Source organism: Campylobacter sp. P0103 (assembly GCF_002139545.1).
Lineage (GTDB): Bacteria > Campylobacterota > Campylobacteria > Campylobacterales > Campylobacteraceae > Campylobacter > Campylobacter devanensis.
Genome location: NZ_MJKG01000001.1, coordinates 172068 through 183660, shown reverse-complemented (window position 1 = coordinate 183660; position 11593 = coordinate 172068). Strand labels below are relative to the sequence as shown.

12 protein-coding genes are annotated in these 11593 nt (G+C 33.2%); 2 read left to right on the top strand and 10 right to left on the bottom strand.

Annotation, left to right across the window (positions count from 1 at the left end):
• Positions 1–36 precede the first annotated feature (36 nt).
• Positions 37–762 carry a flagellar type III secretion system pore protein FliP gene (gene fliP / locus CIGNP103_RS00925; protein ID WP_236844796.1) on the top strand — a complete coding sequence of 242 codons (726 nt, stop codon included), beginning with the start codon at positions 37–39 and terminating at the stop codon, positions 760–762.
• Here fliP and CIGNP103_RS00920 read toward each other — a convergent pair.
• From CIGNP103_RS00920 to CIGNP103_RS00885, 8 genes are read right to left on the bottom strand one after another with little or no spacing between them, the layout of a single operon-like run.
• Positions 755–1660 carry an AEC family transporter gene (locus CIGNP103_RS00920; RefSeq protein WP_086268426.1) on the bottom strand — a complete coding sequence of 302 codons (906 nt, stop codon included), beginning with the start codon at positions 1658–1660 and terminating at the stop codon, positions 755–757. The genes fliP and CIGNP103_RS00920 overlap by 8 nt on opposite strands.
• Positions 1657–2259, bottom strand: coding sequence for a DedA family protein (locus tag CIGNP103_RS00915; protein WP_086235312.1), 603 nt, complete (start codon positions 2257–2259; stop codon positions 1657–1659). Before CIGNP103_RS00915 ends, CIGNP103_RS00920 begins: the two co-directional genes overlap by 4 nt.
• Before the next feature lie 7 nt (positions 2260–2266).
• Positions 2267–2950, bottom strand: coding sequence for a lysophospholipid acyltransferase family protein (locus CIGNP103_RS00910; RefSeq protein ID WP_086268425.1), 684 nt, complete (start codon positions 2948–2950; stop codon positions 2267–2269).
• The gene (locus CIGNP103_RS00905; protein WP_086241277.1) at positions 2934–4088 is read right to left on the bottom strand and encodes a hypothetical protein; all 1155 of its coding nucleotides are present in this window, start codon (positions 4086–4088) and stop codon (positions 2934–2936) included. Before CIGNP103_RS00905 ends, CIGNP103_RS00910 begins: the two co-directional genes overlap by 17 nt.
• Complete coding sequence (gene purQ / locus CIGNP103_RS00900) at positions 4082–4747, bottom strand: phosphoribosylformylglycinamidine synthase subunit PurQ (protein WP_086241278.1); 666 nt, start codon at positions 4745–4747, stop codon at positions 4082–4084. The genes CIGNP103_RS00905 and purQ overlap by 7 nt, the downstream gene beginning before the upstream one ends.
• A gap of 2 nt (positions 4748–4749) precedes the next feature.
• Positions 4750–4980 (bottom strand): phosphoribosylformylglycinamidine synthase subunit PurS, encoded by a 231-nt coding sequence (gene purS / locus CIGNP103_RS00895; RefSeq protein ID WP_086227970.1) that lies wholly within the window; start codon positions 4978–4980, stop codon positions 4750–4752.
• A 20-nt stretch (positions 4981–5000) separates the two neighbouring features.
• A complete protein-coding gene (gene purC / locus CIGNP103_RS00890) occupies positions 5001–5714 on the bottom strand; it encodes a phosphoribosylaminoimidazolesuccinocarboxamide synthase (protein ID WP_086227971.1) in 714 nt (237 codons plus the stop codon).
• Between the two features lie 11 nt (positions 5715–5725).
• On the bottom strand, positions 5726–7003 hold the full coding sequence (locus CIGNP103_RS00885) for a S41 family peptidase (RefSeq protein WP_086229038.1): 1278 nt from the start codon (positions 7001–7003) through the stop codon (positions 5726–5728).
• A 165-nt stretch (positions 7004–7168) separates the two neighbouring features.
• Between CIGNP103_RS00885 and CIGNP103_RS00880 the strand changes: the two genes are divergently transcribed.
• Positions 7169–9742: an ATP-dependent Clp protease ATP-binding subunit gene (locus CIGNP103_RS00880; RefSeq protein WP_086268424.1), complete on the top strand. Its 2574-nt coding sequence runs from the start codon at positions 7169–7171 to the stop codon at positions 9740–9742.
• A gap of 50 nt (positions 9743–9792) precedes the next feature.
• Here CIGNP103_RS00880 and CIGNP103_RS00875 read toward each other — a convergent pair whose 3' ends face one another.
• Positions 9793–10413: a YggS family pyridoxal phosphate-dependent enzyme gene (locus CIGNP103_RS00875; protein ID WP_086268423.1), complete on the bottom strand. Its 621-nt coding sequence runs from the start codon at positions 10411–10413 to the stop codon at positions 9793–9795.
• A gap of 1 nt (position 10414) precedes the next feature.
• Positions 10415–11521, bottom strand: coding sequence for an RIP metalloprotease RseP (gene rseP / locus CIGNP103_RS00870; protein WP_086268422.1), 1107 nt, complete (start codon positions 11519–11521; stop codon positions 10415–10417).
• Positions 11522–11593: the final 72 nt, after the last annotated feature.

The window sequence follows — 11593 nt, the reverse complement described above, 5'->3', positions numbered from 1 at the left end:
AATTATCCTTATTTAAAGGGGATTTTTTTGAGATATTTGGCTTTGATATTTTTGATTTTTGCTTCTGCCTTTGGTGCTGATACGGTTACTGTGCCTACTATGAATCTTAATTTGAGCGCACCAGATACACCACAACAACTAGTAACTAGTTTAAATGTTTTAGTAGTCTTAACTATATTAGCTTTGGCACCATCTTTGATATTTATAATGACTAGTTTTTTGCGATTGGTTATTGTATTTTCATTTTTGCGTCAAGCTATGGGTACTCAGCAGATGCCACCTACAAGTGTGCTTATATCTATAGCTTTGATACTTACATTTTTTATTATGGAACCAGTGGCTAAGCAGAGTTATGAGCAAGGCATAAAGCCATATTTAGATGAGCAAATCAGCTATCAAGAGGCCTTTGATAAAGGGGCAAAGCCATTTAAGGAATTTATGATACGAAACACTAGAGAGAAAGATTTGGCCTTATTTTATCGTATTCGCCAGCTTCCTAATCCAACAACTATAGATGATGTCCCTTTGACTATAGCAGCACCCGCTTTTATAATTAGTGAGCTTAAAACCGCATTTGAGATAGGATTTTTGTTGTATTTGCCATTTTTAGTTATCGATATGGTAGTAAGCTCTGTATTGATGGCTATGGGTATGATGATGTTACCACCTGTTATGATATCTTTGCCATTTAAATTGCTGATTTTTGTCTTAGTAGATGGATGGAATTTGCTAGTAGGTAATCTAGTCCAAAGCTTCAAGTAGCTACAAAGTATAAAATAGGCATTGTAATAAAGATAGTTATCATACCTATAGCCACACTTGAGATAGCCAAATTTGAATCTAGATTGGCTTTTAATATCATAGCACTTGCTAATACCATCGGTGGAGTGGCGACTTCTATCAATCCTATTATCCACTCTTTGCTAAGCTCTATACCAAATATCTTAGTGATTGATAGAAATATAATTGGCGCTAATATCATCTTAGCAAAGATCACCACAGAACAGGCCTTATAAGAGCTTTTAATACTATTAAATCCAAGTCTAAGTCCGACAGCAAATAGAGCCACCGGCACCATACTATTAGATAGCATTTTTAAAGGCTCAAATATAATTTCAGGTAGATTAAAATTTTTAAGTATCACAGCCAAAGCCAGTGCGATAAATGGCGGAAATTTGATAATTTTAAGGCTATTTTGGATTATTGAGCTTTTCTTAGATGTCCCAAAACCCAAAATCAATGGCCCAAAAATGCTAATAGGCAGAGCCGTAACTACTTGATCAAATAAAATAACAATACTCAAAGCACTCTGGCCATATAATCCTTGAACAATAGGAATTCCGATAAATAAGGTATTGCCAAACATACTAAGGAGCGCTACACTAGCCAAAGTTGCGGTTGAAAATTTAAGCATAAATCCCATTGCTACAGCTACAAAAGCAGCTATCACTGATGAGATAAGTCCTACAAATACCATACTAATCAAATTTAAATCCACAACCAAATGATAGACTTTATCAAAAATCAAAGATGGCAAAGCAAACCACAAAACAAAATCCAAAAATACAATAGCCTTATTTGCCGAGATGATCCTTAATCTTTTAGCTACATATCCGCTAAATAGTAGTATAAACATCGAAAATAGAGAGTATATTATCATTTTTTAAACCTTTTTTGTATGTATAGATATATAATTGTAATTATAGCTACAGCTATCAATAAACAGATGGTGATTTGAGCTAAATACTCTTTGATAAGCTCTTTTTGATCGCCGATATAATACCCAATAGCGATCAAAATCGCCACCCAAATCCCCGCTCCAAGCGTGGTATAAAGGCTAAAAGTAAAGATATTCATCTTAGCTAGTCCTGCTGGCAAGCTGATATATTGTCTAATTCCTGGGATTAAGCGACAATTAAATGTAGAGATTTCGCCATATTTGTTAAAAAATCTCTCAAATTTCGCCATCTTTTCATCTGTGATTCCTATGTATTTGCCATATTTTAATATAAAGGCTCTACCAAAAAAGTAGCATAAATAGTAGTTGAATATCGCTCCAGCAAGGCTACCTAATGTCCCAGCACCAAATGCTAGATATAAATTCATCTGCCCAGTATATACCAAATATCCAGCCGGTATCATCACAACTTCACTAGGAAAAGGGAAAAAGCTACTCTCCAAAGCCATTAATAAAAATATCCCCAAATATCCCCAATCAGCGACTAAACTCACTAGATAATTAATGATATTTTCTAACATATCTAGCCTATTTATCTAAATTTTGAGCTAATAAAGTTTGCATTTTTGCTCTTGTATTTTCAAGCCAATTTTCATCGCTAGTATCCACAATATCCATATAGATAACCTTAAACGACCCGGAATTTACGCTAATAGTCTTACTATCTATAATCTTTCTTGAGCCAATTATAAGTACTGGTTGAACTACTAAATTTAGCTTATTAGCTATGATATTTGCGCCACTTTTAAATTTTAAAATTTTATCACCATTACTACGAGTGCCTTCAGGAAATATAGCTATGACTCTACCTTCACTAATTCTCTCTTTAGCTAATTTTATGATTTTTGGTAGTGATCTTGGGTCCTTGCGATCTATTGATATCATTTTTGGTACCCGAATGATATTTCCAAAAAATGGTAAATCCTCTATCTCTTTTTTAGCAATCCAACAGATATTAGCTGGATGAATTTCTTCAAGTGCCATTATATCTAGCATACTTTGATGGTTAGCTATTATCATATTTGCACGTGGGTCTGGGTTACCTATTACATCAATTTTATAACCGATTAAAAACCTTTGCATTTTTGTCCATTTTCGCCTTATCCATAGATTGCTAGATGGTGCAATTAAACATATCAGCACCACGATAATTACGCTTATGGTGATTTCTATGGCGTAAAGCCAACTTTTTATCTTATTTAATACTTTCATTTTCTACCCAGCCTATAGTTTCATTTTGTAGGATAATTTTGGTGAAATTTTCATTTTTGGTAATAATTTTGACATTTTGTTCTTTAGCTGCAATAGCAAAAATAGTTGAATTTGGCATAGGCAAGATTCTTATTTTACTATTTGCTTTAAGTTTTGCTTCGCTAAAAGGTTTATTATCATAGATTGCGTAAGCTATAAATGCTACTGCAATAATAAAGGAGTAATAACTCTTTTTCCAGATAAAAAGTAGTAAAAATAATATAATTGCAATATAAATACTAAGTTCTTTATATAGTCGAAACTCACCCTCTTTAGGATTAAGTGGTACTTGAGTACTTAAATCATTATCTTGGACTTTGATATCTAAATTTAACTCTTTAAAAATATTTTGAGTGTAATCGTAGTAACTAAAGTTTATATTAGTTTTATTATTATCACTTATTATAAAATAAATTCCAGTTTGATTTTTATAGTCGCCTTTTAGGCTATCAAAACCTTGCTTTTGAAATTCTCCTGGTATTTGGAATAGACTTAAATTTCCATTTTTACTTGCTAGTTCTATGGTAGTTAAATTTGAGTATTCATTAAATTTTGAACTTTTTACCATCTTTATCTCTAAATTTTCTCCGACAAAATTGGCAAAATCAGTTCGTAATTGAATATTTTTAATCTTTGGAAGATCAGGCTTTATTGTTTTATTTTGAACAAAAATTCCATTTCTTTTTAGCGTGAGCGTTAGAGCATCAATATTAGATTGAGCGCTACTAGCTATTAGATGGATTGTAGTTTCGTAAATTCCAGCGGATTTTTTTTTCCATAGCGGCTTTGGATTTAGCCAAGTTATATCAGTAGAGCGCATAGTAAGATTCATATCAAAATCTAGAACTTTATCTGTATTAGCAGTTAAATTTAAGGTAAAAGGCTGATAGATATATATTGATTTTTCTTTTATTTGGCTTGTGAGAACTAACTCAATTGGATCAATATTTTGATAAATTAACGATGGATCAATATCTATAACCTCATCAGTATCAGCTATACCTTGCATCTGCTCATTAGTGATGCGTTGTCCAATTAGCGTAGGCTCGCTAAAACCTACGCTAATTAGCAAAATAAGCGCAAAAATAGCCCTTAGCAAAGAAATCCTTTAAGCATTTTAGCTCCATCAGCGCTACCTAAAATACTCTCTACAGCTCTTTCTGGATGAGGCATTAGGCCAAATATATTTTTATCTTTATTGCAAATTCCAGCTATATTATCTACTGAACCATTTACGCTAATCTCATTGCCATCTTTATCGCAATATTTTAATAGTACGCAATCATCATCATATAATTTTTTAATTGTATCGCTGTTTGCATAGTAGTTGCCCTCACCATGAGCTAAAGGGATATCTATTAGATCAGAGTTGTTAAAATTTGATAAGAATTTATTGTTATTAGATATTACTTTTAAATGGTTAAATTTGCTAATGAAGCTCATATTTTCATTTCTTCTCATTGCGCCAGGTAAAAGCCCGCTCTCTAAAAGCATCTGAAAACCATTACAAATTCCAAGTAGCAATCCGCCGTTTTTAGCGTGATTTATTACTGTTTGCATTGCTGGGCTAAACTTAGCAATAGCAGCAGTTCTAAGATAATCACCATAACTAAATCCGCCAGGCAATACTATCAAATCAGCCTTAAAATCTGTTTGTTTATGCCAGATAATCTCTGAGTCAAATCCTAGTAAATCAAAAGCGTATTTAGTATCTCTTTCGCAGTTTGTACCAGGGAAATTAATGATAGCTACTCTCATTTTTAGCCTTTTAGAATCTCATAATCTTCTATAACTGTATTTGCTAGTAGCTCTTCGCACATATTTTTAATCTGCTCATTGGTAGTGTTATCACTTAGGTCTAAGATAATTTGTTTGCCAATTCTTACATCATCTACGCCATTAAAACCAAGACTTTCTAAAGCGTGTTTAGTAGCTTTACCTGCTGGGTCTAATACGCCATTTTTTAGATATACATTTACAATTACTTTCATCATTTATCCTTTAAATTTAATTATGATAATATTCTACGCAAAACCTCTTCATAGGCTACTTTTACATTACCTAAATCTTGTCTAAATCTATCTTTATCCATCTTTTCACCAGTATCAACATCCCAAAATCTACAGCTATCAGGACTAATCTCATCAGCTAATAAGATATTTCCATCTTTATCAATACCAAATTCAACTTTAAAATCAACAAGTTTTAACCCTTTTGAAGCAAAAAATGGTTGAAGAACAGAGTTAATTTGTCTACCTAAATGGCGTAAAGTTGCTAAATCTTGTTCGCTTTGTACGATATCAAGTAAAATTGCGTGTTCATCATTAATTAGCGGATCGCCTAGTGCATCATCTTTATAGTAAAACTCAACTAAAGTAAATGGTAATACTGTAGCTTCTTTTATGCCTAGTCTTTTGCTAAGACTACCAGTGGCGATATTTCTTACTACTACTTCTAATGGAATGATTGAGCATTTTTTGACTAGTTGTTCAGTTTCATTTATACTTTCAACAAGTGCAGTTTTTATACCATTTTCTTTTAAAAGTTTAAATAGAGCGGTTGAAATTTTATTATTTAGCGCACCTTTTCCTGCTTCGTTACCCCTTTTTTCAGCGTTAAATGCTGTTAGATCATCTTTAAATTCAGCTATTAATAGCTCATCATTGCCTTTAACACTCCACATTTTTTTACCTTTACCTTCGTAAAGTAATTCTGATTTTTCCATACTTTTTCTCCTTACTTGATGTTTAAAATTTTTATGGAATCTACTGCAGTTTTTAACTGAATATCATCATAAATTTGTTTTTGAGTTATTATGTTTTTGTTATTTGTCTCTTTTTTCTTATTTTTTGGTTCAATTTTATCTAATTCACTCTCTAAATGTTGCTTTAAATCAGCCTCTTTTAGATGAAATTCATTTTCATCATTTGGTACCTTTCCAGGATGAACTATTATATCTGGTGTAACGCCTACAGCCTGAATAGTTCTACCACTTGGGAGATAATATCTTGCTACTGTTAATCTTAAAGCCTCTTTTTTATCTACTGGCATAATGACTTGGACACTTCCTTTGCCAAAGCTATTTTCACCAATTACTACAGCTCTTTTTAGATCTTGTAAGGCACCACTGACTATTTCACTAGCACTAGCACTTCCACCATTTATAAGGACTGCTAATGGAGCGTTTGTTATGAAGTTGCCTTTTTGTGCTGAGTGGATCTCATCTTCATTTTTGTCTCTACCTTTTTGAGAGACTATAACGCCACTTTCAACAAATAAATTTGTAAGCCCAACAGCTTGATTTAATAAACCACCTGGATTATTTCTAAGATCTAGAATAATGCCTTTTGCTTTTGGATATTTTTTGATAAATTCTCTAGCTTTTTTGGTTACATGTTGGTCAAAATTTGTAACTCTTAGATATAGGATATTTTCATCTTCAATCATTTTGGCTTGAACTGATTCTACGGTGATTATATCTCTTATTATATTTAGATCAAATGGCTTTTTTTCGCCTTGTCTTACGATAGTTATTTGTACAGGCGTATTTGGTTTGCCACGCATTTTATTTACAGCTTCATCAATTGTGATATTTATAGTAGATTCGCCATCTATTCTTAAAATTACATCGCCAGATTTCACCCCGGCTTTATAAGCTGGAGTATCGTCTATTGGTGCAATTACAGTTAAAGCTCCATCTTTAATTCCTACAGTAATACCAAGTCCTCCAAATTCGCCTTTAGTTTGAATTTGCATATCTTTAAATGCTTTTTCATCTAAATATCCAGAATGAGCATCTAGGTTTGTTAAGAGTCCAGATATGGTTTTATCTACGATTTGGGTAAAATTTATATCATCTACATAGTATTTTTCTACTACGGCTATTGTTTTGGTTAGCTTTGATAGGGCTTCTATTCTACTATCTTGGGAGGTTTGAGCATTTAGGGCAATAGCACTAGCAGCCATCACGCTTACAAAACCAGATAGTTGTAAAATTTTACTACTTTTCAACATATAACTCCAAAAAATTAAAATCAATAATTTTACCCAAAAATATATTAATTTAAAGTAAAAAATATTAATCAAATTAAATCTAAATTGGATTAAATTTGGCCAAACCTTGACAAATATAGACTAAAGTTATATAATACCACTCATATAAAGTTTAAGGAGAAAAATATGGCAAATATATTTAATGAACTCACATCAATGAGTCAAGATTTAATCGATAGCGCAATATCCTTAGCTATCGGAAACAAAAATCCACAAGTTGTGCCTTTACATATGCTTTGGGCTTTAAGTGCTGATAGCAACTCGCTCTTAAATCAAATTTTAAACAAAGCAAATGTGAGCAAAGAAGCCTTGGTTTTGGATATCAAAAGCCACGCTGATAAATTACCGCAAAGCTCAAATGTATCAAAAAACAATATCCAAATTTCAAATGAATTAATAGATAGCTTTGAGCGTGCTAAGGCTGTAATGATTGGAATGGGGGATAAATTTATAGCTGTTGATAGCTGGATAATTGCGAATTTAGATAGTGAGCCTATGAAGGGAATTTTGTCTAAATATATTGATCTATTAGAGATTAAAAAAGAGTTAGAGTTAATGCGTGGCGGCAAGAGTATCGATACGCAAACTGCTGATGAAAATTTAGACTCTTTAAATAAATTTGGAATTGATTTAACTAAAAAAGCCGCTAGCGGTGAGCTAGATCCAGTAATCGGTAGAGATGAAGAGATTACAAGAATGATGCAAATTTTAATTAGAAAAACTAAGAATAACCCGATATTATTAGGTGAGCCAGGAGTTGGTAAAACCGCTATTGTAGAGGGCTTAGCTCAACTAATTGTCAAAAAGGCAGTCCCTACAACCTTAGCAAATAAAAGAGTAATAGCTCTTGATATGAGCGCTTTAATTGCTGGGGCCAAATATAGAGGTGAGTTTGAAGATAGATTAAAAGCGATAATTGATGAAGTTAAAAAAGCTGGAAATATAATCTTATTTATAGATGAAATTCACACAATAGTAGGCGCTGGAGCTAGCGAAGGCTCTATGGATGCTGCTAATATATTAAAGCCAGCTTTAGCTCGTGGAGAGCTGCACACAGTTGGGGCTACAACGCTAAAAGAGTATAGAAAATATTTTGAAAAAGACGCCGCTTTACAAAGGAGATTTCAACCTGTCAATGTAGCAGAACCAAGTGTAAATGAAGCTTTACAAATCCTTCGTGGGATAAAAGATAGATTAGAAGTCCATCACAATGTAACCATCACAGATAGTGCTTTAGTAGCAGCAGCAAAGCTAAGTCATAGATATATTAGTGGTAGATTTTTGCCTGATAAGGCAATTGACCTTATAGATGAAGCGGCCGCAGAGTTAAAAATGCAAATTGAGAGTGAGCCTTTTGAGCTAGCTAAGACTAAAAGAGAGATTGAGACTTTAATAGTCGAAAAAGAGGCTTTAAAAATGGAGGGTGAAGATAAAAATAGCGATAGATTAAGTGAGATAGAAAAAGAGATAGCAAATTTAAGCGAAAAAAGAAGCTCATTAGAGATGAAATTTAAAAATGAAAAAGATGTATTTGACTCAATTAGCAAGAGTAAAAAATTGATAGATTCTTTATCTATTCAAGCTGATGAGTATCAAAGAAAAGGTGAATTTGAAAAGGTCGCCGAGCTAAGATATAGCCAAATTCCACAAGCTCAAAAAAGCATTGAAGAGCTAGAATTAAAATGGAAAGAGATGAAAAAGGGTGGAGTGCTACTCAAAAATGAAGTAGATGAAGATATGGTAGCTGGAATTTTAAGCAAATGGACAGGAATCCCAGCTGGCAAGATGCTCACAAACGAAAAAGAGAGATATCTAAATATAGAAAAACATCTCAAAGATAGCGTAATAGGTCAAGATGAAGCCTTACACGCACTATCTAGGGCTATTAAGAGAAATAAAGCTGGCCTAAGTAGCCAGAATCGCCCGATCGGTAGCTTTTTATTCCTTGGGCCTACGGGCGTTGGTAAGACTGAGAGTGCGAAGGCGTTGGCGAAATTTCTTTTTGATGATGAAAAAGCGATGATAAGATTTGATATGAGTGAATATATGGAGAAACACGCCGTTAGCAGACTTCTTGGTGCGCCTCCTGGATATGTGGGATTTGAAGAGGGCGGACAGCTCACTGAAGCAGTTAGACGAAAACCATATAGCGTGATTTTGTTTGATGAAGTTGAGAAGGCTCATAAGGATGTATTTAATATTTTGCTTGGAATTTTAGATGATGGTAGGGCTACTGATAGCAAGGGCGTAACTGTGGATTTTAAAAACACAATTATCATTTTAACTAGCAATATCGGCTCATCGGCGATTATGGAATTAAATGGTAAAGAGAGAGATGAAGCGGTTAAACTTGCTTTAAAAGATTATTTTAAACCCGAATTTTTAAATAGATTAGATGATTGCGTGATATTTAATCCACTTGGTCAAGATGAGTTAAGCAAGATTGTAAAAATAATGTTTAAAGAGCTTGAGAGTAAGCTTTTGGCTCGTGGGATAAAATCGCAGCTTAGCAGCGAAGCTATAAATTTAATCTCTCAAGCTGGATTTGACCCTGTATATGGCGCTAGGCCACTTCGCAGAGCCTTATATGAGCTTGTAGAAGACCTTGTGGCTGATATGATCTTAAAAGATGAAATCATAAGTGGCGATAGCATAAAAATTGACGCTAAAGATAATCAAATCATCGTAACCAAAGATTAATATCTTAGCTTGTTAGATGATACAAAAATCATCTAACAAAGTCTATAAATTTATCTATACAAAATTGTCCCAAGCCTAACCATATTAGACCCACACTCTATAGCCAGATTAAAGTCCCCACTCATCCCCATTGAGCAGATTAGCGCTCCTTGTGGCTTTAATTTATCAAATATATTTTTAGTTATCTCAAAACTTCTTTTAATCTTATTTTCATCATCGCTATTAGCGCCTATACTCATCACGCCTATTAAATTTAAATTCTCACATCTATTTTGTATATCTTTATAAATTTCTATAGCATCGCTAGGATCGACACCTTGCTTACTCTCTTCTTTGGCTGAGTTTATCTGAAGCAAGGTATCAAGCTTATAATTTAGCCTTTTATTGACTTCAAGTGCTATTTCTAGACCATCGCAACTCTGCCACAAAGATGGATGAAGTGATATAAGCTGATTTATCTTATTACTTTGTAAGCGACCGATAAAGTGCCATTTGATATCTAAATTTGAGAGAATTTCGCTCTTTCTTTTTAGCTCTTGGACTCTATTTTCACCAAATTCTCTAAGACCTTGATTATATAGCGATATTACCTCATTTTGGGTTACATTTTTGCTTACAGCGATTAATCTTGCCTTGCCATTAATCTGATTTAAAATAGTATCTAAACTCATCTTACTCTCCTGCTAATCTAACTATATCATTGATAATAGTAAATATCATTAAAGCAAATAACAACGCCATAGAAGCATAGCTAAGCCCTACAAAAACACGCTCATTTACCGCTCTTTTAAATATCATCTCATAGAGATTAAAAACTATATGCCCACCATCTAAAACTGGAAGCGGAAGCAAATTTAATATACCTAAATTCACAGATATCAAAGCTACTATTATTAAAAGCACAGATATGCTGATTTGGCTAGCTTTTGTAGTGATATCAGCCATTGCGACTATACCGCCCATTTGGTCTATAGGGACTACGCCTGTGATGAGCTTTTCTAATCCTTGATAGATTAGAGTTGAGGCATTAATCGTCTCATCATAGGCAAATTTAATGCTATCAAAGCCTCTATTATATATAGTTGTTTTCTCGCCACTTGGTGTTATGCCAATTAATGGAGTGGTTATATTCTCGCCAAATATATTTTTGGTTTGAGATAGTTGCGGGGTTAGTGTTATATGAAGCTCATTTTCACCACGCTTAATAAGTATATCTGTAGGATTAGTTGTTATATGCTTTTTTATCTCATCCCACTCCTCAATTTTAACCCCATTTATAGCTAGGATTTTATCATTTTTTTCTATATTAGCACTTTGTGCGGCTGAATTTGCTAAGGTACTACCAACAACAGGTGATAATCTCTCAACACCGATAAATCCAAGCATTATATATAGTATAAAAGCTAATAAGATATTAAAAAACGGCCCAGCAAATAAGATTATAATTCTTTTTAATGGGCTTAGTGTGTTATAACTATCGCTATCATAATTTTTCTCTTTTGGATTTGTATCATCTTGGCCTTTTAGCTGAACATATCCACCAAGTGGTATAGCGCTTATACAATAGATGGTATCGCCCAATTTTTTGCTATAAATTTTCTCTCCAAAACCAATGCTAAAAGTCTTTACAAAGACACCAAAGTATTTAGCAGCCAAAAAATGCCCAAGCTCATGAAAAAATATTAAAAATGATAGCGACAATATGGTGATACCAAAATGCACCCCCCAATACCAAAAACTAGCTATTAAAAGTATTAAAACAAAGATCAAACTTCTCAAATTCTACCTTTATAAAAAATTATGTGAAAATTGCGTAAGTATAACAGAAAATCTACAATAATATACAATTAT